Source organism: Parasphingorhabdus pacifica (assembly GCF_054779195.1).
The window spans coordinates 1-26,450 of record NZ_BAAGYS010000005.1 but is presented as its reverse complement, the minus strand read 5'-3'; the positions used below and the strand labels follow the sequence as shown (position 1 = coordinate 26,450).

Sequence of the window (26,450 nt, the reverse complement as noted above, 5' to 3'; positions counted from 1 at the left end):
ACGGGAGGAATTCATGTTCACCGGTCTCAGCGCGTTCCCGCTCACTCCCATCACCGGCGACGGAATCGACGAGAAGTCGTTCGCCGGACTCGTCGACCGACTCGCGGCCGCGAAGGTCGACTCGATTACTGCACTCGGTTCCACCGGCTCCTACCCCTACCTCAACCGCGAGGAACGCGCCCGCGTCGCGCGGCTGGCCGTCGAGCACTCTGGCGACACCCCGGTGATCGTCGGCATCGGTGCTCTGCGCACCCGCGATGTCCTCGAACTCGCCGAGGATGCGCAGAACGCGGGAGCTTCGGGCGTACTGCTGGCACCGGTGTCCTACCAAGCGCTGACCTCGGAGGAGGTGTTCGGCCTCTACGAGGACGTCAGTGCCGTGCTCTCGGTTCCGCTGGTGGTCTACGACAATCCCGGCACCACGCACTTCACCTTCACCGACGACCTCCACGCCCGCATCGCCGAGCTGCCGAACGTCGCCTCGATCAAGATCCCCGGCGTGCCTGCCGCTCCCGGTGAGGCCGAAGCCCGCGTGTCCAGCCTCCGGTCGCTGCTGCCCTCGTCGATGACCGTCGGGGTCAGTGGCGATCCGCTGGCCGCTACCGGCCTCAACGCCGGGTGCGACGCCTGGTACTCGGTCGTGGCCGGAACCCTGCCCGAAGCCGCCTTGGCGATCACCCGGGCGGCCCAGGCAGGAGATGAGACCGCCGCGGCCGCGGAGTCGGAACGGCTGCAGCCGCTGTGGGAGCTGTTCACCCGCCACGGCAGTCTGCGCGTCGTCTCCGCGATCGCCGAAATCCTCGACCTCGTCGGGCACCCCAACCTGCCCAGGCCCCTGCGCGGCCTGGCCAGCGACGACCGCGCTGAGGTCGCTGAAGTCGTCCAGCGGCTCGGTCTTCAGCGGTGACCACGGCCCGGCAGGTGTTGCGGGAGGCAGGTGCCCGATGACTGATCGTCCCAGTGGCGCGCTGGCACGGTACGTCGTGGCCGCGACCTTGGCCCGCACCGCCGACGGCGGCGCGATCGTTGCCATCGTGCTGCTGGTCACGACCAGCGCAGGGCCGGGATGGCTGGCCGGTGCACTCGGTGCCTGCATCACCGCTCCTCACCTGCTCGGGCCGTTCGTCGCGCGCAGGCTCGACACCGCACGCGACGGACGCCGCGTGATCGCGCTGGCCAGCGTCGCTCACGGTGCCACGCTCGGGACGGCTGCTCTGCTCTACCCGGTCACGCACGCGATCGTGCCCGCGGCCCTGCTGATCACCTCAGGGCTGCTTGGTCCGCTGCTGACCGGAGGTATCAGCAGTCGATTGCCCGCCATCGCCGGCTCCAGCCGCACCAGCCAGCGCCGGGCACAAGGGTGGGACGTCGCCACCTACGGCGTTGGCGGCACGGTTGGACCGACCGTGGTCGCAGCGGTCTCGGCCTGGACTTCCCCGCTCACCGCGGTCTTGGTCCTTGCCGTCGGCACCTTCGTCGCCGCCGGGTTCGTCCTGCTGCTGCCCTATTCCCAACCGGCAGCCGACGCGCGCGACGTGCCCCGTCCCGCGCGCACGCTCGTGGTGATGCTCTCCTCCGGCCCGCTGCGCCGGACCCTGTACCTCACCATGATCGTTGCCTTCAGTGTCGCCGCCCTGCCCGTCACCGCAGTCGCCAGCACCGGCTTGCTCGGAGTCGACACCGCAGCAGCGGGACTGCTCACCGCGGCCTACGGACTAGGCAACCTCGGCGGCTCCGCCGGAGTCATGATCCGCCCGCTCGAAGGCGACGCCGACCAGCTCATAACGCGACTGGCCACCGTCGTCGCGAGCACTCTCCTGATGGTCGCCCTCGCGGCTTCCCTCGGCTTGGCCACCGCGGCGTACGTGGCCGCAGGCATCGCGAACGGCTACTTCTTCGCCGCTACCCTCGCCGCCCGCAACGAATACGCTCCCGACGAAATGCGCGGTCAGGTCTTCGTCTGGACCGGCGCACTCAAAATCACCGCCGGCTCAGCCGGAACCGCGCTGGCCGGAGCCACCGTTGGCGCGGCGGTGCACCTACCACTCGTTCTCGCCATCGCACTGACAACCGCAGCAGCCCTGGTGTCCGCAAGCGAACGGCGATACGTCCACGCAATCGCGTCCAGGCCCAACTGGCAGGTCGAGTCCCGGTAAGACACTCGTGAAATTAGTACCTTAGTTCGAAAGATCGCTAGTCTTGCGTTGTCCTCGAACGGAGGTGGCTGGTGCTGGCATGCTGGATCTTGCCTCCCGCCGGAGGTGTCAGCCGCGAGCAGCCCACATGACCTCTTGCCCCGCCTGCGGGAGCACCTCGGCTACATCTCCCAGCTCATCGACGCACCCCGCAAGACCTTCGCCGCTCACCGTCACCTGTTGGTGCTCGGCGGCTGTCTCCCTGCTGGCCCCGCCGCTACGCCACCGCCCACGTCGATCGCCCTGTGTGCTGCGCGTAACGGCCGTCTGGACGAAGCGTCCGATGCAGCTCAGACCGCGATCGAGTCCGGGCAGGTGGCCCCGTCCAACTGGTGGCGGGTACGCGAAGTCGTCAATCACGTCAGCGCCGGAAAGCTCCCAGCGGCAGGCGAGCTTCAGGACTCCTACCGGACCATGATCAGCCGCTAGCCCGACATGGCTATGCGCATCAGCACTGGGTTGATGCGCCGTCCTGGAGGAGCTCTTGCGGGCGAGGCGGGCCGAGTTGTGCGGCAGTGCGCCGCAGGAGATAGACGTGTGATTTGTCGCACAGTGTTAAGGTGCGAGCCCGCGTGGGCGCTTGCGCTTCTCGCAGCTTCTTCGGTTGGTGCGTTGGTGGAACGCCTTGCAGTGGTGGCATTAGCGTGCCGGGCCATGACGGAACGCGTGATCGCCGCGACGGATGGCTCAGCCCAGCCCAATCCAGGACCGACAGGGTGGGCGTGGCAGCTGGGAGACGCTGAGGGGCGCCCCGTTCGCGGTGCGTCCGGGTTTCTAGGGGACGCCACAAACAACGTCGGCGAGCTCATTGCGGTGGCCGAATTGCTGGCTTCGACAGACCCGGCCGTCCCCCTGGAGATCCGCATCGACTCCCAATACGCGATGAACGTCGTGATCGGGCAGAGCGGGGCATCCAAGAACCTCGAACTGATCGCACGCATCCAGCGCATACTCTCCGGGCGGGATGTGACGTTCAAATGGGTGCCCGCGCACCAGGCCGATGGTGACCTCCTCAACGCCCAGGCCGATCACGCCGCCCAAGAAGCCGTCCGCCGCCGCCAGGGCAGGCGCTGGACGGGACCGGCAGTTAACGCGATCAGCGGCGGCCATAAGCCGGTGCAGCCCGATCACTCCCGCGCGCGCAGGAGTGAGCCCGGCAGCTGCGGGGCAACGACCAAGGCGGGGAAACCTTGCACGATCGACCCGCGCCCCTCGGGGCTATGTCACGTGCATGATCCAGCGGTGCAGTGTCAGGCGATCATCAGCAAGGGTCGCCGGTGCGCCGTGGCCACTGGCGGGGGCCGGTGTGACAAGCACCGCGACCGGCTCCTGTAGGCCAGGTTTGCCGCCAGGCCCTGGGGCTCCTGAAGACCCAGCCGTAGAGGGAGAGGGGCAAGATCTTCTCCCCATTTTCTCCCAGCGGCCCACCTGGGCATAGGCAAAGGGCCTAGTCGGAACTCCTCGCGGAGTCCTGACCAGGCCCTTTACCTTGTCGGGGTGGCGGGATTTGAACCCACGACCTCTTCGACCCGAACGAAGCGCGCTCCCAACCTGCGCCACACCCCGATCACAACGGCGAACCTATCGGGTCCCTGTCCGCCGTCGGATCAAAGCCTACCGGACGCCGGTGTCCGCTCCGAAGGGGGCCCCGCCCAACTTCTCCGCCGCGTCGCTCGCGGCCTCCTGCGAGCGGGGGACCAGCGTCAACAGCGTCGCCTCCGGCGGGCAGGCGAACCGCACGGGCGCGTACGGGGAGGTACCCAGTCCGGCGGACACATGCAGCCGCATCCGCTCACCCCAGGAAGAAGCTCCCCGAGCCCGCGACCGGTCGATCTCGCAGTTCGTCACCAGCGCGCCGTATCCCGGCACCCGCAACTGCCCGCCGTGCGTGTGACCCGCGAGCACCAGGTCGTAGCCGTCATCGGCGAACGCGTCCAACGCCCTCGGCTCCGGGGAGTGCGTGAGGCCGAGCCGCAGGTGGGCATCGGCAGGCGGTGTCCCCGCGATCTTCGAGTGCTCGTCGCGGCTCAAGTGCGGGTCGTCCACCCCGGCGGCGTGGACGCGGACCCCGGCGGTGGTGAGGTCGTGCCAGCGGTGGGTGACGTCGACCCAGCCGCGTTCGCTCATCGCGGCCCGCAGGTCCCGCCACGGTAGCGGGGTGCCGTGAATCCGCTTCGTCCTCGCGGACGGCAGGAGGTAGCGGGCCGGGTTCTTCGGCTTCGGGCCGTAGTAGTCGTTGCTGCCGAACACGAACACGCCCGGCCGCTCGAGCAACTTGCCCAGTGCGGCCACGGTCGCGGGCACGGCCCGCGGGTGGGCGAGGTTGTCGCCGGTGTTGACCACCAGGTCCGGTTCGAGCTCGGCGAGTTCGGCGACCCACCGCTGCTTCGACCGCTGGTCGGGCAGCATGTGCAGATCGGAAATGTGCAACACGCGCAGTTCCTGCGCCCCGTCGGCGAGCACGGGCAACGTGGCCCGCCGCAGTGTCCAGTGCGTGCGTTCGACACCGGCCGCGTAGCCGAGGGTGGCGGCGCCGGCAGCGCCTCCGGCGAGAAGGATCCGACCGAACTTGTTCACACCTCAACCCTACGGCCGTCCAGCGGTCCTCGACGGTTCCGGGTTGGCGCCTCAGTCCCCCGCGTGGCTCCGCCAGTAGGCGAGGGCGTAGAGGCGGCGTCGGTCCAACCCCAACTCCTGCTGGCAGTACTCCCGCAGCTCGTGCACGACCGAGGCCTCCGCGCCGATCCACACGAACGGAAACCGGCCGAGGTCGGCGGCGCGCACTGCCTCGTGGAGGAGCCCGCTGCGCTCCGCCGGAACGCCGTCCCGGTACAGCCACGTCCACGTCACCTCGGCCGCGCTGTCGATGTGCTGCTGTTCGTCCACATCAGCCACCTCGACGAAAGTCCGCACCGGGGCCCCGGCGGGCAACTCCTCGACGATCGCGGCGATCGCGGGCAGCGCCGTCTCGTCACCCGCTAGAACCAGCGGATCGGCCTCCGCACTGGGTTCGTACGACGGACTCGGACCCACGGCGACGATCTGCTCACCGGGACGCACCGCCGTCACCCAGGCACTGCCGGGGGCGACGTGGTCGTGGATCACGAAGTCGATCGCGAGTTCGAGGCGTTCGGGATCGAACCAGCGCACCGTGTAGGTGCGTTGCTTGGGCTGCTGGTCGCCGGGGAGCGCGAAGACCTCGGCGCGGGTGCGTCCCAACGGTGTCGGCAGGCCCGGGCGCGGCAGGCACAGCTTGATCCGCTGATCGCTGCCGCTGCTGACGAAATCGGCCAACTCCGCGCCACCGAGCACCACCCGTTTCATTCGCGGCGTGATCTGCTCGGCCGAGCGGACGTCCAGCAGCCGGTACCTCGATCGCGCGCGCCTGGTATGCATGCTCGTCACGCAGCGAGTGTAGGGAACCGCCGGTCACCGCATCGGTGCCCGGCGGGACCGGTCGAACCGCCGACCGGTCCGCCACGGGTCCTGCTTGCCGCGACAGCTCCTCGCGGAGGAGCCCGCTTATGGAGGGGACTGGCCGGGCGGGCCCGGTGGTGGCGTCCCCGGGTCGGGTGGATTCGGTCGCTGCCCGTCGGGCTCCTCCTCCGGAGGACGCGGCCGATCCTCCGGTTCCTCCGGACGACCGGGTTCAGGACGGCCGGGTTCCGGACGGTCGGGTTCCGGACGGTCGGGTTCCGGACGACCGGCCTGCGGGTGCTCCTCCCGCGAAGGCGGTGGCTTCTCCGGCGTGGGCGGCGGCACGTATCCCGTGCTGACCGAGATCGTCACCACCTCGCCGGGTAGCGCGGTGCCACGCGGGGTCTGGCTGGTGATGGTGTCCCGCTTGCGCTCGCTGTTGACCGAGCGCTCCTTCACCTTGTATCCGGACTGGCGGAGCTTGTCGGTCGCTCGTTTCGTCGACATGCCGACGACGTTGGGCACCTGGAACTCGTTGCCGCCGTTCTCGTACCGATCCGTCGTAGGCGGCAGCGGAGCGACGGGCAACCCCTCGTGGATCGGCTTCATCGCGTCGAACCAGGTGCGGGCGGGAACCTTGCCGCCGTAGATGTTCCCGCCGTTGACGCCGCACAGTCTCGGTGGCGTGCCGTCGCAGATCCCCTGCGGTGAGGTCCCGTCGCTGAAGGTCAGCACCGCACCCGCGAACTGCGGGGTGGCGCCCATGAACCCGGCGGACATGTGCGCCTCGGTGGTACCGGTCTTACCCGCCACCGGGCGGTTCCAATTCGCGGCGTTGGACGCGGCGAAGGCCGTGCCGCCCGACTTGTTGTCATCGCTCATGCCGACCGCCATCGCGTTGGCGAGTCCCTCGTCGACCGCTTGCTCGCACGGATCCTCGGTGATCGATATCGGGTTGCCGTCGCGATCGGTGATGCGATCGATCGGAGTCGGGGGGCACCACTTGCCACCGCTCAACAGGGTGGCCGACGCGTTGGCCAGCTCGAGCGGGCTGGTCGGGCTGAAACCGAGGGTGAACGCACCGATGTTCCGGTCCTTGATGAACTGGGCCTGGGACGGGCCGTTGGATTCGTTCGGAGTCAGCGGATTGCCGTCCATGTTCGATTCCAGCAGCGTCTGCCGCAGGCCCAACCTGCTGGCCATGTCTACGGTTTCGGCGAGGCCTGCCCGTTCCTGCAGTGCCACGAATGCGGTGTTCGGCGAGGTCGCCAGTGCCTCCTGCAGAGTGCGCGGACCCGATCTGACCCCGTCGGCGTTGCCGACCGTGTACGGGTTGGTGCCGTTGCTGTACACCTGGGACGTGTAGTGCGCGGGAGCCTGGATCGTGTTGTGGATCCCCATCCCCTTCTCCAGGGCGGCGGCGGCCGTGAAGACCTTGTAGATGGAGCCCGCGCCGAACTTGGCGACCCCGCTGGGCAGCGGGTAGGCGGTCTGCCCCTTCGAGGCGTCCACGCCGAAGTCCCGGTTCGCGACCAGCGCTCGGACCCGGTGCTTCTCCTGCCCGGGTTCGACGATGGCCATCACGTTCGCGATGCCCTTCGTCTCCTTCGGCACGTGCTTCTCGGCGGCGTCCTTGGCGACGGCGGTCGCGTGCTTGTCCAGCGAGGTGCGGATCGTGTAGCCGCCCGTGGTGAGCTGTTCCTCGGTGAATCCCGTGGCTTTGAGGTAGTCGACCACGTATTTGCAGAAGAACCCGTCCGCCGGCCCTGCACCCACGCAACCGCTCGGCAGCGTTGTGACCGGGTCCGCCAGTCCGAGCGGGGCTTGACGCGCCTCCTCCGCAGCCTCCGGGGTGACCCGCTTCTGCATCTCCATCGCGTCGATGACGAGGTTGCGGCGGTCCAGCGCTTCTTCGGGGTGGGTTTCGGGGTTCAGCGCACTGGGGCTGTTGACCATGCCCGCGAGCAGTGCTGATTGCGGGATGCTCAGCTTGTCCGGAGTGGTGTTGAAGTACGTCCTCGCGGCGGCCGCGACCCCGTAGGCCTGGTTTCCGAACGGAACCACGTTGAGGTAGCGAGCGAGGATCTCCTGCTTGCCGATGCGCTGCTCCAGCTGCAGCGCGATCCGGATCTCGCGCAGTTTGCGCGCCGGGGTCTGCTCGGTCGCCTCGGCCTGCTTGACCTGGTCGCCCGCCGCGAGCACGTGGACCTGGTAGTTCTTCACGTACTGCTGGGTGAGGGTCGAGCCACCCTGGGTGATCTCGCCGCTGGCCTGGTTGGTGGCAGCGGCCCGGACCGTGCCCGGCCAATCGACGCCCTCGTGATCGAAGAACCGTTGATCTTCGATCGCGATGATCGCGGCCTTCATGGTGTCCGCGATCTGATCGGGCGCCGCCGGTGTTCTGTTCTGGTCGAACAGATAGGCGATGGGTTTACCCGCACGATCGGTGATCGTGGTCACCAATGGGGCTTCCTTGGTCATGAGTTCTGTGGAAATGTTGTTCACCGCGTCGCTGGCGCGGTTCGAGACCACACCCAGTGACCCGACGGCGGGGAACAACAGGCCGGCGACCAGCACGCCGGCCAGCACACACAGACCGAAAAGCTTCAGCACGCTGTCCGGGACTCGCACCCGGACAGACTAAAACTGATTGCCGCGGTGCCGTTGTCGTGTGCTGCAGATCCGCCCGATGTGATGAGTTCCAAAGATAACGGACCAGCAACCGTCGTTTGGCTGTGGAACCAGCGGGCTCTACAGTTCGTCCACATCCAGCGACAGCACTGTTGCGGCACTCACGTGCCGCGGCATGCCGGGTGCCGGGGGGCTCCGGATGAAACGGTCGCCGACGATCCAGTGAGGAGCTGGGGGATGTTCGAGCAGGGGGACTGGCGGGTTCAGGCTGCGTGCCGAGATGAGAATCCCGACCAGTTGTTTGTACGTGGTGCCGAGCAGCGCAAGGCGCGAATGGTCTGCTTCGGTTGCCCGGTGCGCACGGAGTGCCTTGGAGAGGCGCTCGACAACAAGATCGAATTCGGTGTGTGGGGCGGAATGACGGAACGGGAGCGGCGCGCGTTGTTGCGTCGTCGCCCGGACGTGCGGAACTGGCGCGAATTGCTGGAAGCCGCCCGTCAGGATTACACCGATATTGCCGAGTACCAGGTGAGTTGATCGTCACCCGTTTTGGCTAGTGGTTGGGCAATTCGGTGCAGGAATTGTCCAACCCCTGCCATTTACTCGCCCGCCAATCGCCGTCCGATCTCGCGCAATCCGTCGAGGTCGTGCACGTCGGAAGCGAGCGCGGGAACACCTACGAGGGAAATTTCCGGGTGCGCGCGGGTGAACCTCGCGATCAATCGCTTTTCCCGTTCGGCCACCGCTGCGCGGTCGGCGTGCACCCGAAGCACGGCGGCCGCCAGCGGATCGTTCCCGTCCGCATCCAACTCATCCGCCCACGCGGTGGCCTTGCTCCCGGCGAGGTCGGCGATCAGCGGGTGCGTCCGGTTGGCGATCAGACCGGCCAGCGGCATCTCTTCGCCTGCCAGCCGTTCCACGAAGTACGACGCTTCACGTAGCGCATCCGGTTCGGGCGCGGCGATCACGAGGAACGCGGTGCCCGGTGACCGCAGCAGCCGGTAGGTGTGGTCGGCGCGTTCCCGGAACCCGCCGAAGGTCGAGTCGAAGGCCTGCACGAACGCGGAGGCATCGGCGAGCAGCTGACCGCCGATCACCGCGGACACCGCCTTGGAGAACATGCCGAATCCGGCCCCGACGATCTTCCGGATGCCCTTGCCGCCGGCGCGCGCCGGGCTGGAGAGCATCTTGATCAGCCGCCCGTCGAGCACCGTGGACAACCGCTGCGGCGCGTCGAGGAAATCCAGCGCGGAACGGCTCGGCGGGGTATCGACGATGATCAGATCCCAGTTGTCGGAGGCGGCCAACTGGCCCAACCGCTCCATCGCCATGTATTCCTGCGTTCCGGAGAACGAGGTGGAAATCGTTTGGTAGAAGGGGTTCGACAGGATCTGCTCGGCTCGCTCGTCGCCCGCGTGGGCCAGCACCATGTCATCGAAGGTGCGGCGCATGTCGAGCATCATCGCGTTGAGGTCGCCCGCGGGGTCGAAGCCCTCGAGCGTGACCTGCTTGGGCTCGTTGCCGAGTTCGCTGATCCCCAGCGCCTGCGCGAGCCGCCTGGCGGGGTCGATGGTCAGGACCACGGTCCGACGTCCCCGCTCGGCGGCCCGGACGGCCAGCGCGGCGGCCGTGGTGGTCTTGCCGACTCCGCCGGAACCGCAGCAGACGAGCACGTTGGTGGCCGGATCGTCCAACAGGGCGTCGACATCGGTCTTGGTCGGGCGGGTCTTCTCGCTCAACGCTTGCCTCCGATGCCCTGATCGTTGAGCACTTCGGCGAGCTCGTAGAGCTCGGCGACATCGATTCCATTGATCAGTTCGGGCAGTGCGGTCGACGGGAGATCGGTTTCGGCGAGTTGCTCGCGGGCGGACTGCTCGGTTTCGGCCCGTGCCGCGTGGTCGATCGCCTCCCGGGCCAGCCCGTCGATCATGTCGTCGTCGTGGTGCACGCCGAGCGATTCGAGTCCGCCGCGGATCTGCTCGCCATCGATCCGCCCCGCTGCCGCGGCGTCCGTTGCCCTGGCGGGTAGCCGGGCGGGGCGCACCCGGTTGAGCAGCACGGCCCCGGGACGCAGGTCCGCAGCGTCGAGTTCCGCGACGGCTTCGAGCGTTTCGCGCACGGGTAGGTCTTCCAGCAGCGTGACGAGATGAACGGCGGTGTCGGCGGAGTGCACCAGCCGCACGACGCCCTCGCTGTGCCCGCGGATCGGTCCTACCTTCGCCAGGTCGACCATGGCCTTCGTCACGTCGAGGAACTTCACCACTCGGCCGGTGGGGGGCCCGTCGACCACGACGGCGTCGTAGACGTGCCGTCCCCGCTCGTCCGTCCGGCCGACGCACTCCTTGATCTTGCCGGTCAGCAGTACGTCGCGCAGGCCGGGAGCGAGCGTGGTGGCGAACTCGATCGCGCCCATCTTCCGCAGCGTCCGGCCGGCGAAGCCCAGGTTGTAGAACATCGAGAGGTATTCGAGCAGTGCGGCTTCGGAATCGATTGCCAGCGCACGCAACTCGCCACCGCCCGGTGCCGCCGCGATCCACTCCTCGGAGTAGGGCAGGGGTGCGGTGTCGAAGAGCTGGGCGATGCCCTGTCTGCCTTCCACCTCGACGAGCAGCACCTTGCGGCCACCGGTGGCCAGCGCGAGCGCCAGCGCCGCGGCGGCCGTGGTCTTGCCGGTGCCGCCCTTGCCGCTGACCACGTGCAGCCGCGTCCGGTTCAAGTCGCCGTCCCAGTCGGTCACGCGATCAGCCTAAGTGCGCAGTACGCGGATGTCTGCCCGCGAGCGTGCGTCGGAAGGATCACGCCCCTCTCGGGGCCGCTCAACCGGTCACCATGAGGATCGCGGCGATCAGCGCGCCCGCGAGGACGACCGCCCACGCGACGCTGGCCGGGAACACCGTGGCGGTCAGCGCGGCGCAGCAGAGGACGATGACCAGGCCGCGAACTCCGGTTCGGGCCACGTCGCCGCGCCTGCGGTCGCGGCGGTCGCGCACCTTGCCCATGCTTCCGAGCACCAAGAGCCCGCCGACGACGGTGGTCAGGACGGTTCCCGCGATTCTCCATGCTTCCACGGCAGGAAAAATAGTCCGAATCTCCGCCAAGTGGGTGGTTTTTGCGGCATCTTCTCGCGGCTCGGCAGCCGAGATTCGCCACGTGCCGCATCGTCGCGTGGGTGATCGCACGGGCGGTCGGGTGACCACCTCGGAACGCGTCCCGCGGCGACCTCATAGGCTGGTGACCATGACTAAGTGGGAGTACGCGACCGTGCCGCTGTTGAGCCACGCGACCAAGCAGATCCTCGATCAGTGGGGAGAGGACGGCTGGGAACTCGTCGCCGTCCTGCCGGGACCGACCGGTGAGCAGATGGTCGCTTACATGAAGCGTCCGAAGGAGTGAGCATGGGTCGCTGGACGGACCGACTCGCCGAGCTGGGCATCACGCTTCCGACGGTGCCCTCCCCGGTCGCGGCGTACGTGCCCGCTGTGCGAAGTGGATCGGTCGTCTACACGTCGGGCCAGGTGCCCCTCGTGGACGGCAAGCTGGGCCAGACCGGCAAGGTCGGGGCCGAGGTGAGTGCGGAGGACGCGCAGCAGCACGCGCGGACGTGCGCGCTGAACGCGCTGGCCGCCGTCGACTCCCTGGTCGGGCTGGACTCGATCGTCCGGATCGTCAAGGTTGTCGGCTTCGTAGCCTCCGCGGAGGGGTTCTCGGGCCAGCCCGCGGTGATCAACGGCGCGTCCGACCTGCTCGGCGAGGTGTTCGGTGAGGCCGGCGAGCATGCTCGCTCGGCCGTCGGCGTGGCTGAACTGCCGATCGGTGCGCCCGTCGAGGTGGAGATGATCGTCGAGGTCGCCTAGCGGTTTCCGCGTGTCGCGCAGTGCCGTATGCCACATGTGTGTAACCGGGCGAACCAGGCGTCGGTCGGGTTTTTCCTGGCCGACGCCTTGTTCTTGGTGTCCCCGCTCGGCGCCGGGCGCACCCGAGGGGGACGCACCGGGCGAATTCTCGTCGTGTCCAGCACGACCACTTTGCGCTGACCAGTACGCTACGAACATCATTGTCGGCGAGATCGCTCTTTAGTGGTCACCCAAATAGTGGTATCGGTTCCAGTGGGTATCCAGATGATGGGTCCCTCGAGGGTTTCGTTGAGCCAGTAAGGCAAGGGGCACCCTCATCTGAACGGGTGCTGAAAGACGTGTTCAAGAGCCTGGGAGGGGCGACGTGGCGGTCCGCGAAACCGATCTGCTGTGCCACGAACTGCTGCTTCGACTTGCCGGTCGGTTGCCCGACAGGCACCTGTGGCGATACAGGGACTGGCTGGCGGGGGACGCCGCGGATGTGGTCGCCCGGCTACTGCCGAGCACCTTGGTCCGGGAACGGATCGCGCTGTCCGACGCTGACCACCAGCGTCTGTCGGCCGCGCTTCTCCCCCTGGGAGCCGACCCCGCGACGGTGCATGCCATCCTGCCGCGAATCGAAGATCACAACGAACCGCACACCTTCAGCATCGAATCGCCCACCGACGGTCGAGGCGATTCGGAGGTCCTGGTCCTCGGTGCCACCCTGCGCGGCAGGCAAGGGCTTCGCGACGTCCGCAGCACCTGGCGGCGAACGGCGGGCTCGCGGCCCAAGCGGGTACTGGTCGTGACGGCTTCGGTCGACGTCGTCGAACTCACGGGCGAAGTCCAGCGCATCCTGCGCGCACTCGGGGATCACGAGCCGTGCGTCGAGGTTCTGCTGCCGGAGATGGAACCGCCCACCTACCACCGCGCCGCGATGGCGGAGTCGGTGCTGGTGTGTTCAGGGGCAGATGAGCTCGCCGGGCATCGCGGCTGAAGCGGTGCGTGATGACATCCGTTAAGGAGACAGACGTGGTTGACGTGGCGGAGAGCGCCGGTCCGGTGGATCGGCTGCACAATCTGCTCCTGGCCATGACCGGTCGGGTGGACGACGACGCGATCGATTCGGCGCGCGAGATGCTCGGCATCGGCCAGCTCGACGCCGCTGCCGAGTTCCTCGCCGGTTGCCTGCTGGCCGGACGGATACCGATCAACTCGACGGAGCAACACCACCTTCGCCGGATCCTGGGCGAAGCCCGGTCCGACGGAACCCTCGCCGACCGAATGCACGTGGCCGAATCGCTACCGCCCGACCGTCACCGGTTCAGCGATCAGGAGGAGTCGGACGACGACCTGATCGACGCGCTCGGACCGATCACCGGACGGCTCGGCGGGCTGCGCGCCATCTGGTGCGCGTGGCGGGTCACTCCGGCCGGCGTCACCTACGGGGCCGTGCCTCGGCGCGTCCTGCTCGCCGAGATCGGCCCGGACGGTTCGATCACCGCAGCCGGTTATCAGCTCATCGAAGCCCTCCGCCGAGCAGGTATCGGCTGCTCGGTCGAGGTTTTCAGCAGCGGCTCCGAGCTTCCCGAATACCACCGCAAGGCGCTGTCCTCCGCGCGCCGGGTGCATCTCGACATGGCTCCGGTAACGGCGAACCGCAACGGCGCGAGCCGGGCGCGTGCACCACGGGCGAGTTCGGGTGGTGAGTCCCGGGGCAGCAATGATCTGCCCAGTGAACCAGCGGGCTCACCAGCGGAACCGGCCCCTGAGCCGGTGGTCGAGGAGCACCTCGCCGAGACCACCCTGGTGAGTTCTCCGATCGGCGTCGACGATGCGCCCGAGTCCGTCGACGTTCCCGGACCCGTCGACGTCCAACGGCCTGTCGCGGCACCGGATCCTGTCGCGGCACCGGACCCCGTCGCGGCACCGGACCCCGTCGCGGCACCGGACCCGGCCGCGGCACCGGACGTCGGAGTTCCGGACGCGGACGTCGCGGAGAACTCCGGGGAACACGAGCGGAACCCGGCACCCGTGGTCGAGGAGACCTCCGGTGCGGTCGAGGCGCCGTCCGATTCCGAGGCGCTGAACGACGACCTGCCGGATGACGGGCAGACCGAGGGCGAATCCGATCCGGGCGACGGCTCGAAGAACATGCGGGTGCCCGCAGCGGTCGACGCCAAGCTCACCGACCGGGAACGCAACCTGCTGCGCAAGCTGCACGAAGAGCTCGCCCAGCGGGAGCAGGACCGGGGCGAGCAGGACCGGGGCGAGCAGGTGGGCGACCGGCATCAGGAAGCCTGGACGGCGATGCCCGGAACCGGCGGGTTCCCGCCGATGGGAGCCGGCCCGGCCCCGGCGAACAGCCCGGCCGAGAACAAGCAGCCGTAGGGCGTGGTTCGGCGGTGGTTCGGTAGTGGGTACCCAGCGGAACTTCCGGCGTCCTCTCACCGCGGGATCCCCGACGTGGCATACCGGCGTACGCCACGTCGGAGCCGTCCTCGCGAAAGAACACCGAGAACCCGCCACCGGCCCACCCTGAGTCCCACACAGAAGGCGGCTGCCGCCGCTTGTGAACGGGCGGCGCCTGCCCATGCCGCCCGCGAACCGCACCGCTCCGGAGAACCGATCGGCGTCCGCTCGATCAGCGCGCGGCGGCCTGCCGGACCGCGTCGATGACCTTCTGCAGGTGTAGGCCGCGGCGCACGTCGCACGGATGCTCGGTTCGCCGCCTGCGGATCATCGAGAGCAGCTCGTCGAGCATCCTGCCGTAGCACTCGTGGGCGGGTGTCCGCTTGTGGGGCAGCTGCGCGTAGCCGGAAGCGCCGTAGAGGAACAGGTCCACGTGCGCGGGGCGGACGGGCACGTGCAGCGAGAGCGTCAGCACGCTGGTGGAACCGGGTTCGTGGTCGAAGATCACGTTCCACAAGCCGTCCGGATTCTGCCGCGCGAACTGCACCTGGTTGATCCGGCCCAGCGAAGCGTCCAACAGATCGATCGCATGCGGTCCGGCGTCGATCAACGCCCCGTCCGGCTCCTTGCGCCACGGCGAAGTCGCGTAGTCGCCGTCGAGCAACCCGGCGCCGAGCCAGCGCACGGCGCCCCCGTTCCAGTCGTCGGACTCGGCGCACTTCCCGAGCCAGTCCCGCAGTTCGGGCGAGAATCGTCGGGTCAGCATCAGCAGCCCGGCCACGCCCGATTCGCGCACCGCCTGCGCCACCTCGCGCGCCGCGGAGACGTCTCCGGCGAGCGGCTTCTCCAGGATCAGGTGCTTGCCCGCCCGAGCGGCCACCGGAGCGAGCTCACCCTGAACCGACGGCGGCACGGCGAAGGCCACCGCGTCGACCGAGTCGAGCAGCTCGTCGAAGCTCGTGGCGACCTGGGCGCCGTGCGGCTCGGCGAGCGCTCTGGCGGCCTCAGTGCGGCGAGCCCACACCGAGCTCACCCGTGTCCCGCTGTGAGCGTGGAGTCCGGGGCCGTGGATCCGGTTCGCCCAGGGACCCGCGCCCACAATTCCGACCCGAAGTGCTCCGTCCATACCTTCATCGTCCTTCGGACAGGCCGTCCAACCTGGGACGGGGGTCCGGCGTGTTGTGCCGTTTCGGGTGGAACCGGCCACCTCGGCCGGGTTTCGCGCTCGAGTCCGGTCACGTCGCCGCGAGGTCGAACCGTCCAAATCGGGGGGCGCTTTCGGAGGGCCTCTCGGCTTAGGGTGCTCGGCATGGTGCAACTGCCGGAGAAGATGACCCTGCCGGAGGGATTCGTGCCGCCCTCGCCACCGGAGTGGCCTGCCGTGCCGAAGGCCGCGGCGACCGTGGTGCTGCTGCGGGATGGTTCGGCGTGTCTCGAAGCGTTCCTGCAGCGACGGGTGGAGGGCATGCCGTTCGCCGGTGGTATGACCGTCTTCCCCGGCGGGGGAGTGGACGAGCGGGACACCGATGCCACCATCGCCTGGGCGGGGCCGGAGCCGTCGTGGTGGGCGGAGATGTTCGGCTGCTCGACCGGTCTCGCCCGCGCGCTCGTGTGCGCGGCGGTGCGCGAGACCTTCGAGGAATCGGGGGTGCTGCTGGCCGGTCCGACTCCGGCCAGCGTCGTCGGCGACACCGGCCCGTACGCGGCCGCCCGGACAAGCCTCGTCGCCAGGGAGTTCTCCCTCGCCGAGTTCTTGGCGGAGTCGGGGCTGGTGCTGCGGGCCGACCTGCTGCGGCCGTGGTCGAACTGGGTGACCCCCGAACTCGAACCCAAGCGCTACGACACGAGGTTCTTCCTCGCCGCCATGCCCGAGGGGCAACGTGCGGACGCGGTCACCACCGAGGTGACCACCGCCTACTGGCGCACGCCCACGGATGCGCTCACCGACTGGGACGAGGGCCGCTGCGGACTTCTGCCGCCCACCTGGGTGACGCTGACCGAACTGTCGGAGTGCGTGAACGTGGCGGAAGCGTTGGACGCGGAACCCGCACTCGGCAAGGTCGTACCCAAGCTGATGTACCGCGATGGCGCCTGGCGGGCGGTACTGCCGGGAGAACCCGGCTATGTCGAATCCGCTGGCGGCGAGCAGGCGGAAGGGGGCGACGACTGATGGAGCACCCGGCCTACGGGCAGGTCCGCCCGGTGACGCCGTACGCCTCGGTGCTGCTGGCCGAGAACCCGAACATCATGACCTTGCACGGCACGAACACCTGGCTGGTGAGCGGGCCGGAGTCCGATGAGTCGATGGTCATCGACCCCGGCCCCGCCGACGCCGAGCATCTGGGCCGGATCGCCGACCATGGGACGGTTTCGCTCGTGCTGCTGACCCACCACCACCCGGACCACACCGAAGGGGTCCGCGACCTGGTGGAGCGCACGGGAGCCCCGGTGCGCGCATTGGATCCGGCCTTGTGCGCGCGGGCCGAGCCGTTCGTGGACGGCGAGATGATCGAATCGGCCGGGGTGCGGCTGCGGGTCGTCGCCACCGCAGGGCACACGGCGGACTCGGTGTGCTTCGCCGTGGCGCACGAGAGCGTTCCCGCCGTGTTCACCGGGGACAGCGTGTTGGGGCAGGGCACGACCATCGTCGCTCATCCCGATGGTCACCTGGGTTCGTACCTGGCTTCGTTGCGCACGCTCGCCGCGCTGCCGCCCGGGACCATGGGACTGCCGGGGCACGGGCCGGAGCTTCCCGACATCGCTTCCGCCGCCTCGGGCTACCTCGATCATCGACAGAAGCGGCTCGATCAGATCCGCGCCGTGACCGCCGAGCGGGGAGCGGACGTCACCGCCCGCGAGATCGTCGACGTCGTCTACGCCGACATCGACTCGGCAGCCCGGCCCGCGGCAGAGGCTACGGTCCACGCGCAGCTGACCTACCTGCGGGAACAGCGCGAGATCTGATCAACCGGCGTGCTCGGCGATGCGCACCGGGGTCTGCATCAGCGTTCCCCGGCGCAGCCACAGCGCCGTTCCCAGTACGGCACCGATGGCGCTGGCGGTGACGAACGACAGCGGCGGGCCGCTGTACTCGACGAGCTGGCCACTGACCGACTGGCCGACCGCCGCGCCGAGGGTCACCGCGGTGATGACCCACCCGAACGCCTCGGACGCGGTTCCGGGTGGCGCGGCGACCTCCAGCACGACCGAGTGGGCGGTCGATTGCGGGGTGATCAGGCTGCCTGCCGCGAGCAGCGCCAGGCACAGGCCCCACAGCGTCTCGGGCCACGCCAGCAGGATGATCAGTGCCGCGAAGCTCAGCAGCAGTGCGGGCAGCCGCTGATGCATGGGGCGTGGCCAGGGGCGCATCCCGTAGAGCACTCCGACGACGACCGAACTGATCGACATGATGCTCAGCAGCAACCCACCGGCCGAGGGGTGTCCGGCCAGTTCGGCGGCAGCGGGTACGGCGACCTCGATGAACCCGATGAGCGTGCCGAAGCCGAGGGCCGCGAGGGCGACGGTGCGCATACCGGGCGAGGAGATCGCGCCGAGCATGCTCGCCCTCGAGCGATCCTCGGGGCGGGGACGCTGGGCACGGGCCGACCGGGTGGCGGCGAAGCCGAGGCTGCCCACGATCATGCAAACCGATCCGACGACGACACCAGTGCCGGGCCAGGGCAGGGCGACCATCAGTCCGGCCAGACCCGGGCCGAGGATGAAGAACACCTCCATGCTGATCGCTTCGTACGAGTAGGCGGCGTCGCGGCTGGTCCCGGGCGGTAGGAGGTGCGTCCACAGAGAGCGGGAGGCGGGGCCGACGCTCGGCTGACTGATGCCCGCGAGGAACGCCAGCGCGATGAGCAGTCCCGCCGGTGCCCCGTTCTCGATGGCCAGGATTTCCAGCACCACGAGTGCGCCGAACACGCCGGACATCACCCGCAGCGGCAGGCTCGGACCGAGGCGGTCCATCACCCGGCCCTGGATCACCGAACCGCACGCGACGCCCACCAGTTCACCGGCCGAGACGAGTCCGGCGATGGCGAACGAACCGGTCTCGCGCTGGACGTACAGCAGGAGGGCCAGGCCGATCATGGCGATCGGCAGGCGCGCCAGCAGCGAGGTCGCCACCGGGGCGCGGGCGCCGGGTGTGGTGAGGGCGTTGCGGTAGTCGGAGAGGTTCAGCGATGCGGACACGCCAGCGAGTATCCGGGAACTGGTACGGGAGTACCAGTCTTTTTCCGGCGATCCTCACCACCAGCGATGTCCGGACTTTCGACCCTGGGAAGCCGTGTGCGATGAGCGCACGATGTGCTTGGCGGCTTAGGGAGATGGATGTCGTGGAAAAATTCGTCGACCGACGCAACCCGATCCGAGGACAGAACGTCCTACAGGGTGAAAATACTTGAACCGAGGGACTTGTATCACGCATCGTCGATGACGAGGTTCACAACAGAACTTTCCTCCGTTGTCAGGTTCGGGGCCGGCTCGGAGGAACGGGGAGCGTGGTTGGTCGGGGGACGAGCCGCGCACAGCGAGGGGACTGGATTGCCGCTTTCGGGGGCGGCACCCAGTCCCTTCGCATGTCCAGGGGCCTTCGCGTGTCCAGGGGCTCGGCAGGCCGTGACCTCGCGAAGGCGGTGCCTGCTTCCCTGCTGTCGCCTCTGAGGAGCCCGCTGAACGCCTCGTGGACGTCGCGCTTGAAAAGGGTGGCACCCGTCCTCGCCGGACCTCAGGAACGCAAACGCGCGCCGACTGAAGGGGTCGGGTAAGTGTCCCGAACCCTTCAGCCGACGCGCGTCAGAGGCTTCGCCGCTTCAGCGAGCGCGGCGAGCCAACCGCTCCGGATCGAGGATGAGCACGCTCTTGCCCTCGAGACGGAGCCAGCCGCGGTGCGCGAAGTCCGCCAACGCCTTGTTGACGGTCTCCCGAGACGCACCGACGTACTGCGCGATCTCTTCCTGCGTCAGGTCGTGGGTGACCCGCAGCAGGCCTGCTTCCTGGCTGCCGAAGCGCTGCGCGAGCTGCAACAGCGCCTTGGCGACACGACCAGGAACGTCGGTGAAGATCAGATCAGCCAGCATGCCGTTGGTACGGCGCAGCCGGCGCGCGATCACCCGGAGCAGTTGCTCGGCGATCTCCGGGCGGTTGCCGATCCACTGCCGCAACGCGCCACGGTCCATCGTCAGCGCACGGACCTCGGTCACGGTGGTCGCCGTCGAAGTCCGCGGGCCCGGGTCGAAGATCGAAAGCTCGCCGAACATGTCCGACGGCCCCATGATCGCGAGCAGGTTCTCCCTGCCGTCCGGGGATTTGCGCCCGAGCTTCACTTTGCCGGATTGAATAATGTAGAGCCGGTCACCCGGCTCGCCCTCGGCGAAGATCACGTGTCCTCGCGGGAACTCAGACGGTTCCAGCGACTGGGTCAGTGCCTCCGCCGCGGCCGGTTCCACCCCCTGGAGGATGCCGGCTCGGGCCAGGGTCTCGTCCACCTCGTCCCTCCATGTTGAGACGCGGCGGCTGTCTTACTGCCGAGCACCACGCGAACGCGGAGGCTCGACTGTGCCGCCGATCACTGCCAGCAGTCTAAGACTGGTCGCGGGAACGGCGAGTTCGTAGCCTACCGGCGCGTCCCACCCTACGTAGCTGAAACAACTCCAGCGCACGTCCAATTCCCTGCCGGAACAGCGCCCGCACCTCATCGGGCCGGGCGTTCTCCAGCAGCTCCTCCACCTCATTCTCCTGTACCGCCACATGCCGGAGTCGTGCCTCCACGCGCTCCATGAACAGCGTGAAAAACATGATCACAAGCGGTACGACGATGACGAACCAGGCAGTCATGATGGTGAAATCCTCGCTCATGCCTTCGGGGGTCGTGCAACCGGGGGTCGAAATGGGTGCGCAAGCCGGTGGGGTCCACCCTTCGTGGCTGCTTCGGTCCGTAGCCTGGTGGGGTGCCGGACCAAGCGCGAAGCGAACCCCGAAGCGCCCACACCAAGAAGGCATCGGAGACCCGATTGGGGCTCACCCGGCGTGCCCGCCGGATGCTCCGTGCCTTGGCCGAAGCCTATCCCGATGCGCATTGCGAGTTGGACTTCACCACTCCGTTGGAGCTTTCGGTGGCCACGATCCTGTCCGCGCAGTGCACCGACAAGCGGGTCAACGCGGTCACTCCCACCCTGTTCGCGCGGTATCCGACCGCTGCCGACTACGCCGGTGCCGATCGCGCCGAGCTGGAGGAGATGATTCGCTCGACCGGGTTCTACCGGAACAAGGCGAGCTCCCTGATGGGCTTGGGCGCCGCGCTGGTCGAGAAGTACGACGGGCAGGTGCCCAACCGGCTCGACCAGTTGGTCAAGCTGCCCGGCATCGGCCGGAAGACCGCCAACGTGATCCTCGGCAACGCGTTCAAGGTCCCGGGCATCACGGTCGACACCCACTTCGGCCGCCTGGTTCGGCGGTGGGGTTGGACGACGGAGGAAGATCCGGTCAAGGTCGAGCACGCCGTCGGCGAACTCATTCCCCGGAAAGAGTGGACGATGCTCTCCCATTGGGTGATCTTTCACGGGCGCCGGGTCTGCCACTCCCGCAAACCGGCCTGCGGAGCCTGCCTGCTGGCCAAGGACTGCCCGTCGTACGGGACCGGGCCGACCGACCCCGAAGCGGCGGCGAAGCTCGTCCGCGGCGCAGAGGCACCGCGACTGCTCCGGTTGGCGGGAGTGATCGACGAAGTTCCCGAATCCATCGTGGAGCGGGCCGAGCATCGGGAGCCCGCCGGATGAACAGGCTGGGCAAGTGGGGCGAGTTCCGCAACGAGATCCGCTGGACCGTCGTGGTCGTCGTGCTCGCGACCCTGGCGGTGGTGGCATTGTGGCCCCGAGACACCGCCCCGAACGCCCCGGAGGCCGGCTCGCCCGGTGCCCAGGGTCCGCCACCGGCCGCCGCCGAGCAGCCCGTCGACCCGGCCAGACGTGCGGCGGCCGAACTGGAGCGTTGCCGCCAGCCCGGCGATCAGGGCGCGACCGGACTGGCCGGCGCGGTCGGGACCTGCATGGCCGACGGCAGCACGGCCGAGCTGGCGGACGCGCTCGGCGGCAGGCCCGCCCTGATCAACGTCTGGGCCACTTGGTGCGCCCCGTGCCGCGAGGAGCTCCCGGCGCTGCAGACCTACTCCGAGCAGCCGGGCGCCATCGATGTGATCGGGGTACAGGTGCGGAGCGGCCAAGCCGACGGCATCGAACTACTCGACGAGCTCGACGTGCACTATCCGAACCTGCACGACGGCGAGAACAGGATCAAGGAAGCGCTCCCGGCGACCAACGTGCTCCCGGCCAGCTTCATCGTCACCGCCGAGGGCGAGGTGCGGCGGATAGATCCACCGATCGCGTTCGGTTCGCCGGACGAGGTGCGTGCCGCGGTCCGCGACACCTTGGAGGGCCGCGAGTGACCGAGAACACCCCCGAGCTGCTGGTGGGGATCGACGAGGTTCCCGAGTGGCTCCGCCCGCTGGTGCTGCGTGCCACCGAGATAGACCCCGGTCACCTCGGTTGGCCCACCGCACGGCCGCCCGCCGCGGCACGCCCGGCAGCCGTGCTGGTGCTCTTCGGCGAACACGAAAGCTCCGGTCCCGATGTACTGCTGCTCCGCCGGGCGGACGGCCTGAACTCGCACCCCGGGCAGGTCGCTTTCCCCGGTGGCGCGCTGGACGACCACGACCACGGCCCCGTGGATGCCGCGTTGCGCGAGGCCGTCGAGGAGGTCGGAGTGCTCCCGGCGGGTATTCGACCGGTCGCGACCCTGCCCGAACTGCACGTGCCGCACAGCGGCTTCCGCGTCACACCGGTGCTGGCCCACTGGCGCGAGCCGACTCCGGTCGCGGCTGTCGACCCGAGGGAGACAGCGGCCGTCGCACGCGTGCCGATCTCGTGGCTGACCGACCCGGCCAACCGCATTCGGGTGGAGCTGTCCGGCCGGTTTCCCGCGCCCGCCTTCCTGGTTCCCGGCATGTTGGTGTGGGGGTTCACCGGAGGTCTGCTGTCCGGGCTGCTGGATCTGGCCGGCTGGTCGCGCGGCTGGGACCGGGAGGACGTGCGCGGTCTCGACGAGGCGTGGCGCGCCGCGGAGGAAGCCGATGATGTGGGATTCGGCGGCACGGCGGAGTCCGCGGGGTGATGTGCGGCCGTCCAGGTTGTCCCTCGGCTGATCAGGCTGATTAGGTGACCATCCCGGCGTTCACCCGACCGCTGTAGCGGTTGGCGGTGTGCGCCGGTCGGAAGGCCTGCCGGCGGTGGGGGCCGCTGGATGGGCATGGTTCGGGCGAACGAAGACGAGGTGAACGGTGAACTGGGTCGATCTGCTGGTGGTACTGCTGGCATTGGCCGCAGCGGTCTCCGGCGCACGAAGTGGACTGGTCACGGCCCTGTTCTCGTTCCTCGGCGTCCTCGTCGGTGCGATCGTCGGACTCAAGGTGGCGCCGCTGCTGCTGGAGCACATGGACAGCGAGGCCGCCCGGATCGGTTTCGGCGTGGGCATCGTGGTGCTGCTCGTCGCGTTCGGCGAGACCTTCGGCATGTGGGCGGGCCGGGAGCTGCGGGACCGCATCACCTCGGCGAAGCTGACCGGGGTGGACAACGTGCTGGGGGCGATACTCCAGTGCCTCGCGGTGTTCGTGGTCGCGTGGTTGGTGGCACTGCCGTTCACCTCTGCCGCCGCACTACCCGGGCTGGCCTCGGCGATCACGAAATCCTCGGTGCTCAGCACGGTCGACTCGGCCATGCCCGACTCGGCGCGCGAACTGCCCGACGAGCTGCGCCGCATGCTCGGGGTCAGCGGCTTTCCCGATGCCCTGGAACCGTTCTCCCGCACGCCCGTGGCGGCGATCGGGCCGCCGAACCACGAGCTGGCCTCCGATCCCGTGGTGCGCGATTCGCGGTCGAGCGTGGTCAAGGTCCGGGGCCGCGCGACGTCGTGCTCACGCGCGCTGGAGGGAACCGGATTCGTCGTCGCGCCGAACCGGGTCATGACCAACGCGCACGTGGTCGCGGGAACCGACGAGGTTGTGATCGAGATCGGCCGGGGCCAGCTCGCTGCCGAGGTCGTGCACTACGACCCGCGGACCGACCTGGCAGTGCTGTCGGTGCCGGGACTGACAGCCGAGGCGATGCCCTTCGATCCCGAGGACTCCGAGCCGGGGGAGGACGTGATCGCGCTCGGCTACCCGCTGGACGGTCCCTACACGGCCTCACCCGGACGCATCCGGGAACGGCTGAACCTGCGGGGCCCGGACATCTACGACTCCTCGACCGTGATCCGGGACGTTTACACCGTTCGCGGCCAGGTGCAGAGCGGCAACTCGGGCGGCCCGCTGATCGATCCGGAAGGCAACGTGGTGGGCGTCGTGTTCGGCGCGGCCGTCGACGACCCGTCGACCGGGTTCGTGCTCACAGCCGACGAGGTGGCCGACGAGGTCGCCGCCGCCCCGACGATGACCCGGCCGGTGGAGACCGGTAGCTGCACCAGCTGATGCCGACCTGGTCGGCATCCGTGCCGCCCGGGAATGGCCGGCCCCCGCTCCGGGAATGGCCGGTCCGCTCCGGGCGTGGCCGGTCCGCCCCCGGAAATGGCCGGTCCGGGGGTGCCGAGCTGGAAGCACAGGTCTGGGTCTGGCCGGGCGAACTCGGGCGAGGCCGGGTGCCGGACGGGGAGAGACGCCGATCAGCCGTGCCGCTGGGGTCCGGTGCCCCGACCCGATCGAACTGCGGGGATCACCGGACAAGTGGCGTCGTCGCTCAGGACGTTTCCACAGCTTCGTCGCGACTCGGCCTGTGGGCGATCTGCTTGGCGTCCTTGAGCGACTCCATGGTGCGTTTCGGAGCGCTGATCTTGCGCACGCGCCGGTAGCCGAGGAACGCGAACACGCCTGCGACCAGCAACATCACCAGGAAGACGATGCCGAATGCGGCCCAGCGCCACAGGCCGAGCTGGGCGAGCCCTTCGGCCAGGGTGAAGAAGAGGAAGAAGAGGCTGAACGCGAGCACCGCGAGCGCCAGGATGAAGAAGACGCTGCCTTTGACGCCCTTCTTCACCTCGCCGGTGATCTCGGTCTTCGCGAGTTCGACCTCGGCGCGGACCAACGTGGACAGATGGGTTGTGGCGTCACGGACGAGCCCACCGATGGACTGATCGCTGCCCTCGGTGGTGCTCTCCTCGGACAGCGGGATCGAGGTGACGGCCGACCTGGTGGCGCCGTCACGGTCGTCCTCGCGGTTCTTCCGTGCGCTGTTTGCCGACTCGTTCACACCGGCATCCTGTCACGTGCGGAACTTCCACACCGAATGACTCGCGGTGTGTTATCGGCGAGTGACCTCACACGCCGACGACACGACACCGCTACCGGGCCTGTTGCTCGGTCTTCCCACCGGCTTCGGCCTGTTTGAGCTTCGACTTGAGCAACAGCAATCCGGCCGCCAGCAGTGAGGCGAGCGCCGAAGCGATCAGCACGGCAGCCTTGGCGCGTTCCGCGGTGGCCCCGGAGAGCGCGAGTTCGGCGATCAGCAGGCTGACGGTGAATCCGACCCCGCCGAGCAGTGCCAGTGCGGCCACGTCGCTCCACTCGACCCCTGTCGGCCGGGTACCGAGCCCGAGTTTCACGGCCACGTAGGAGAAGCCGAAGATGCCGAGGAACTTGCCCACCACCAGGCCGACGATGATGCCGATCGCGATGCGGTCGTGGGTGAGCTCGCCGAGCGCTTCGCCGTCGACCGGCACGCCCGCGGCGAACACGGCGAAGACCGGCACGACGACGCCTGCCGACCAGGGCTGGAGCCGGTGTTCGAGCCGCATCGAAGGTGAGGCGATTTCGTACGGGTCCCGTTTGACGCGGGTGAGCAGTCCGAGGGCGACACCGGCGATGGTCGCGTGGATCCCGCTGGTGTGGACCGCGACCCACACGCCCACGGCCAGCGGAACGTACAGGAACGAGGTGGTCCAGCGTTTGCGCTGGCTGTACGCGTACACCGCGCACAGCACGACGGCTGCCAGCAGCGCGATCAGGCTCAGGTGGTCGGTGAACACGACCGCGATGATGAGGATGCCGCCGAGGTCGTCGACCACGGCGAGGCTGAGCAGGAACACGCGCGCGGCAGTCGGCATCCACGAGCCGGTCAGCGACAGCACACCCAGGGCGAACGCGATGTCGGTGGCGACCGGGATGGTCCAGGCGACGGCGCTGCCCGGAGTGCCCCAGCTGATCGTCAACGCGAGCACGGCGGGGACGACCATGCCGCCCAGCGCTGCGAGCACGGGCAGGGTGGCGGTCTTGCGGTCGGCCAGCTCGCCGACGACGAGTTCGCGTTTGAGTTCGAGACCGGCGACGAAGAAGAAGATCGCGAGCAGGCCGTCTTTCGCCCACTCGCCGATGCTGAGGTCGAGGTGCAGCGACTCGGGTCCGATGTGGAAGTCGCGGACCGCCTCGTAGAGGCCGGACAGCGGGGTGTTGGCGGCCACCAGTGCGACGACGGTCGCGGCCAGCAGCAGCATGCCACCGACCGTCTCGGTCCGGAGGTAGGCGCCGAAGTCGAAGGCGCGGGCGGTCTCCTGGGAGATCACCTGCTTGTTGCGTTTCGCCTTGGACACGGCGTCCTCCTGTCGTGGACAGCACGGCCTGGACGCCGACCAGACTTCCCGGCACACCTCACATCTTCCGGAGCGAACCCTAACACCGGTAAACGGCGGTTCGTCCGGTTCGAAAGGGAGCTGATTCTCACGGCGAGAGCGCCGGTCAGTGTCCGCCCTGCGGTGTCAAATCACCTTGCTGAGCTGGGAAAACGGGGTCAAGGCAGAAAGCGGGGCGGGTGCCGCGCTGCGTGCGCGGCACCCGCCCGTGCGGCTGGGTCGATGGTTCGGGGTCAGTCGTCGTTGTTGTGGAGTCCGGCGGTGATGAGGTCCATGACGCTGGAGT

27 protein-coding genes and 1 tRNA gene are annotated in these 26,450 nt (G+C 68.8%); 15 read left to right on the top strand and 13 right to left on the bottom strand.

Features of this window, described 5'->3' with window-relative positions; translation table 11 throughout:
* The first annotated feature begins 13 nt into the window (after positions 1 to 13).
* From ACYVAN_RS05780 to ACYVAN_RS05765, 4 genes are all read left to right on the top strand, one after another.
* Positions 14 to 907, top strand: coding sequence for a dihydrodipicolinate synthase family protein (locus tag ACYVAN_RS05780; protein ID WP_460956437.1), 894 nt, complete (start codon positions 14 to 16; stop codon positions 905 to 907).
* 37 nt (positions 908 to 944) lie between these two features.
* A complete protein-coding gene (locus ACYVAN_RS05775; protein WP_460956435.1) occupies positions 945 to 2,156 on the top strand; it encodes an MFS transporter in 1,212 nt (403 codons plus the stop codon).
* Between the two features lie 135 nt (positions 2,157 to 2,291).
* On the top strand, positions 2,292 to 2,624 hold the full coding sequence (locus tag ACYVAN_RS05770) for a hypothetical protein (protein ID WP_460956433.1): 333 nt from the start codon (positions 2,292 to 2,294) through the stop codon (positions 2,622 to 2,624).
* A gap of 6 nt (positions 2,625 to 2,630) precedes the next feature.
* Positions 2,631 to 3,530, top strand: coding sequence for an RNase H family protein (locus tag ACYVAN_RS05765; protein WP_460956432.1), 900 nt, complete (start codon positions 2,631 to 2,633; stop codon positions 3,528 to 3,530).
* Positions 3,531 to 3,687: 157 nt separating this feature from the next.
* On the opposite strand, the gene ACYVAN_RS05760 is transcribed toward ACYVAN_RS05765, so the two are convergent.
* The 4 genes from ACYVAN_RS05760 to ACYVAN_RS05745 form a co-directional block, all read right to left on the bottom strand.
* Positions 3,688 to 3,761 (bottom strand) — tRNA-Pro (locus ACYVAN_RS05760).
* 48 nt (positions 3,762 to 3,809) lie between these two features.
* On the bottom strand, positions 3,810 to 4,772 hold the full coding sequence (locus ACYVAN_RS05755) for a metallophosphoesterase (protein WP_460956430.1): 963 nt from the start codon (positions 4,770 to 4,772) through the stop codon (positions 3,810 to 3,812).
* A gap of 51 nt (positions 4,773 to 4,823) precedes the next feature.
* Complete coding sequence (locus ACYVAN_RS05750) at positions 4,824 to 5,591, bottom strand: siderophore-interacting protein (protein ID WP_460956546.1); 768 nt, start codon at positions 5,589 to 5,591, stop codon at positions 4,824 to 4,826.
* 126 nt (positions 5,592 to 5,717) lie between these two features.
* The gene (locus ACYVAN_RS05745) at positions 5,718 to 8,243 is read right to left on the bottom strand and encodes a penicillin-binding protein (protein ID WP_460956428.1); all 2,526 of its coding nucleotides are present in this window, start codon (positions 8,241 to 8,243) and stop codon (positions 5,718 to 5,720) included.
* Between the two features lie 237 nt (positions 8,244 to 8,480).
* Between ACYVAN_RS05745 and ACYVAN_RS05740 the strand changes: the two genes are divergently transcribed.
* Positions 8,481 to 8,780, top strand: coding sequence for a WhiB family transcriptional regulator (locus tag ACYVAN_RS05740; protein ID WP_460956426.1), 300 nt, complete (start codon positions 8,481 to 8,483; stop codon positions 8,778 to 8,780).
* A gap of 62 nt (positions 8,781 to 8,842) precedes the next feature.
* Here the strand turns inward: ACYVAN_RS05740 and ACYVAN_RS05735 are convergent, their stop codons facing one another.
* From ACYVAN_RS05735 to ACYVAN_RS05725, 3 genes are all read right to left on the bottom strand, one after another.
* Entirely contained in the window at positions 8,843 to 9,982 is a 1,140-nt protein-coding gene (locus tag ACYVAN_RS05735; protein ID WP_460956424.1) for an ArsA family ATPase, read from the bottom strand.
* Positions 9,979 to 10,980, bottom strand: a complete 1,002-nt coding sequence (locus ACYVAN_RS05730; protein ID WP_460956422.1) for an ArsA-related P-loop ATPase — start codon at positions 10,978 to 10,980, stop codon at positions 9,979 to 9,981. Before ACYVAN_RS05730 ends, ACYVAN_RS05735 begins: the two co-directional genes overlap by 4 nt.
* Before the next feature lie 79 nt (positions 10,981 to 11,059).
* A complete protein-coding gene (locus ACYVAN_RS05725; RefSeq protein WP_460956420.1) occupies positions 11,060 to 11,311 on the bottom strand; it encodes a hypothetical protein in 252 nt (83 codons plus the stop codon).
* A 169-nt stretch (positions 11,312 to 11,480) separates the two neighbouring features.
* On the opposite strand from ACYVAN_RS05725, the gene ACYVAN_RS05720 reads away from it, so the two are divergent.
* The 4 genes from ACYVAN_RS05720 to ACYVAN_RS05705 all read left to right on the top strand — a co-directional run bounded on the left by ACYVAN_RS05720 (position 11,481) and on the right by ACYVAN_RS05705 (position 14,470).
* A complete protein-coding gene (locus ACYVAN_RS05720) occupies positions 11,481 to 11,636 on the top strand; it encodes a DUF4177 domain-containing protein (protein ID WP_460956418.1) in 156 nt (51 codons plus the stop codon).
* A 2-nt stretch (positions 11,637 to 11,638) separates the two neighbouring features.
* Positions 11,639 to 12,097 carry a RidA family protein gene (locus ACYVAN_RS05715; RefSeq protein ID WP_460956416.1) on the top strand — a complete coding sequence of 153 codons (459 nt, stop codon included), beginning with the start codon at positions 11,639 to 11,641 and terminating at the stop codon, positions 12,095 to 12,097.
* A gap of 364 nt (positions 12,098 to 12,461) precedes the next feature.
* Positions 12,462 to 13,076: a hypothetical protein gene (locus ACYVAN_RS05710; protein ID WP_460956414.1), complete on the top strand. Its 615-nt coding sequence runs from the start codon at positions 12,462 to 12,464 to the stop codon at positions 13,074 to 13,076.
* Between the two features lie 35 nt (positions 13,077 to 13,111).
* Entirely contained in the window at positions 13,112 to 14,470 is a 1,359-nt protein-coding gene (locus ACYVAN_RS05705) for a hypothetical protein (RefSeq protein ID WP_460956412.1), read from the top strand.
* Between the two features lie 253 nt (positions 14,471 to 14,723).
* On the opposite strand, the gene ACYVAN_RS05700 is transcribed toward ACYVAN_RS05705, so the two are convergent.
* Entirely contained in the window at positions 14,724 to 15,617 is an 894-nt protein-coding gene (locus tag ACYVAN_RS05700) for a Gfo/Idh/MocA family protein (protein WP_460956410.1), read from the bottom strand.
* Between the two features lie 183 nt (positions 15,618 to 15,800).
* Here ACYVAN_RS05700 and ACYVAN_RS05695 point away from each other — a divergent pair, with 183 nt between their 5' ends.
* Positions 15,801 to 16,661 (top strand): NUDIX hydrolase, encoded by an 861-nt coding sequence (locus ACYVAN_RS05695; protein ID WP_460956408.1) that lies wholly within the window; start codon positions 15,801 to 15,803, stop codon positions 16,659 to 16,661.
* Positions 16,661 to 17,455 (top strand): MBL fold metallo-hydrolase, encoded by a 795-nt coding sequence (locus tag ACYVAN_RS05690; RefSeq protein WP_460956406.1) that lies wholly within the window; start codon positions 16,661 to 16,663, stop codon positions 17,453 to 17,455. The genes ACYVAN_RS05695 and ACYVAN_RS05690 overlap by 1 nt, the downstream gene beginning before the upstream one ends.
* Here ACYVAN_RS05690 and ACYVAN_RS05685 read toward each other — a convergent pair whose 3' ends face one another.
* From ACYVAN_RS05685 to ACYVAN_RS05675, 3 genes are all read right to left on the bottom strand, one after another.
* On the bottom strand, positions 17,456 to 18,688 hold the full coding sequence (locus ACYVAN_RS05685) for an MFS transporter (RefSeq protein WP_460956404.1): 1,233 nt from the start codon (positions 18,686 to 18,688) through the stop codon (positions 17,456 to 17,458).
* Between the two features lie 620 nt (positions 18,689 to 19,308).
* Positions 19,309 to 19,983, bottom strand: a complete 675-nt coding sequence (locus ACYVAN_RS05680) for a Crp/Fnr family transcriptional regulator (RefSeq protein WP_460956402.1) — start codon at positions 19,981 to 19,983, stop codon at positions 19,309 to 19,311.
* A gap of 94 nt (positions 19,984 to 20,077) precedes the next feature.
* Positions 20,078 to 20,353 carry a hypothetical protein gene (locus ACYVAN_RS05675; protein ID WP_460956400.1) on the bottom strand — a complete coding sequence of 92 codons (276 nt, stop codon included), beginning with the start codon at positions 20,351 to 20,353 and terminating at the stop codon, positions 20,078 to 20,080.
* Positions 20,354 to 20,445: 92 nt separating this feature from the next.
* Between ACYVAN_RS05675 and nth the strand changes: the two genes are divergently transcribed.
* The 4 genes from nth to ACYVAN_RS05655 all read left to right on the top strand — a co-directional run bounded on the left by nth (position 20,446) and on the right by ACYVAN_RS05655 (position 24,014).
* Positions 20,446 to 21,273 (top strand): endonuclease III, encoded by an 828-nt coding sequence (gene nth, locus ACYVAN_RS05670; RefSeq protein ID WP_460956397.1) that lies wholly within the window; start codon positions 20,446 to 20,448, stop codon positions 21,271 to 21,273.
* Positions 21,270 to 21,938 (top strand): TlpA family protein disulfide reductase, encoded by a 669-nt coding sequence (locus ACYVAN_RS05665; RefSeq protein WP_460956396.1) that lies wholly within the window; start codon positions 21,270 to 21,272, stop codon positions 21,936 to 21,938. The genes nth and ACYVAN_RS05665 overlap by 4 nt, the downstream gene beginning before the upstream one ends.
* Entirely contained in the window at positions 21,935 to 22,663 is a 729-nt protein-coding gene (locus tag ACYVAN_RS05660; protein ID WP_460956394.1) for an NUDIX hydrolase, read from the top strand. The genes ACYVAN_RS05665 and ACYVAN_RS05660 overlap by 4 nt, the downstream gene beginning before the upstream one ends.
* A gap of 166 nt (positions 22,664 to 22,829) precedes the next feature.
* On the top strand, positions 22,830 to 24,014 hold the full coding sequence (locus ACYVAN_RS05655; protein WP_460956392.1) for a MarP family serine protease: 1,185 nt from the start codon (positions 22,830 to 22,832) through the stop codon (positions 24,012 to 24,014).
* 265 nt (positions 24,015 to 24,279) lie between these two features.
* On the opposite strand, the gene ACYVAN_RS05650 is transcribed toward ACYVAN_RS05655, so the two are convergent.
* Both ACYVAN_RS05650 and nhaA read right to left on the bottom strand, forming a co-directional pair.
* On the bottom strand, positions 24,280 to 24,789 hold the full coding sequence (locus tag ACYVAN_RS05650; protein WP_460956390.1) for a phage holin family protein: 510 nt from the start codon (positions 24,787 to 24,789) through the stop codon (positions 24,280 to 24,282).
* A 91-nt stretch (positions 24,790 to 24,880) separates the two neighbouring features.
* The gene (gene nhaA, locus ACYVAN_RS05645) at positions 24,881 to 26,125 is read right to left on the bottom strand and encodes a Na+/H+ antiporter NhaA (protein WP_460956388.1); all 1,245 of its coding nucleotides are present in this window, start codon (positions 26,123 to 26,125) and stop codon (positions 24,881 to 24,883) included.
* Between the last annotated feature and the right edge of the window lie 325 nt (positions 26,126 to 26,450).

Bases quoted from the DNA above. Each gene is read 5' to 3' on its own strand.
- ACYVAN_RS05690 (WP_460956406.1), top strand. From the start codon at position 16,661: ATGGAGCACCCGGCCTACGGGCAGGTCCGCCCGGTGACGCCGTACGCC.
- ACYVAN_RS05740 (WP_460956426.1), top strand. From the start codon at position 8,481: ATGTTCGAGCAGGGGGACTGGCGGGTTCAGGCTGCGTGCCGAGATGAG.
- ACYVAN_RS05775 (WP_460956435.1), top strand. From the start codon at position 945: ATGACTGATCGTCCCAGTGGCGCGCTGGCACGGTACGTCGTGGCCGCG.
- ACYVAN_RS05780 (WP_460956437.1), top strand. From the start codon at position 14: ATGTTCACCGGTCTCAGCGCGTTCCCGCTCACTCCCATCACCGGCGAC.
- ACYVAN_RS05750 (WP_460956546.1), bottom strand. From the start codon at position 5,591: ATGCATACCAGGCGCGCGCGATCGAGGTACCGGCTGCTGGACGTCCGC.
- ACYVAN_RS05765 (WP_460956432.1), top strand. From the start codon at position 2,631: ATGGCTATGCGCATCAGCACTGGGTTGATGCGCCGTCCTGGAGGAGCT.
- ACYVAN_RS05695 (WP_460956408.1), top strand. From the start codon at position 15,801: ATGGTGCAACTGCCGGAGAAGATGACCCTGCCGGAGGGATTCGTGCCG.
- ACYVAN_RS05665 (WP_460956396.1), top strand. From the start codon at position 21,270: ATGAACAGGCTGGGCAAGTGGGGCGAGTTCCGCAACGAGATCCGCTGG.
- ACYVAN_RS05720 (WP_460956418.1), top strand. From the start codon at position 11,481: ATGACTAAGTGGGAGTACGCGACCGTGCCGCTGTTGAGCCACGCGACC.
- ACYVAN_RS05715 (WP_460956416.1), top strand. From the start codon at position 11,639: ATGGGTCGCTGGACGGACCGACTCGCCGAGCTGGGCATCACGCTTCCG.
- ACYVAN_RS05675 (WP_460956400.1), bottom strand. From the start codon at position 20,353: ATGAGCGAGGATTTCACCATCATGACTGCCTGGTTCGTCATCGTCGTA.
- ACYVAN_RS05700 (WP_460956410.1), bottom strand. From the start codon at position 15,617: ATGGACGGAGCACTTCGGGTCGGAATTGTGGGCGCGGGTCCCTGGGCG.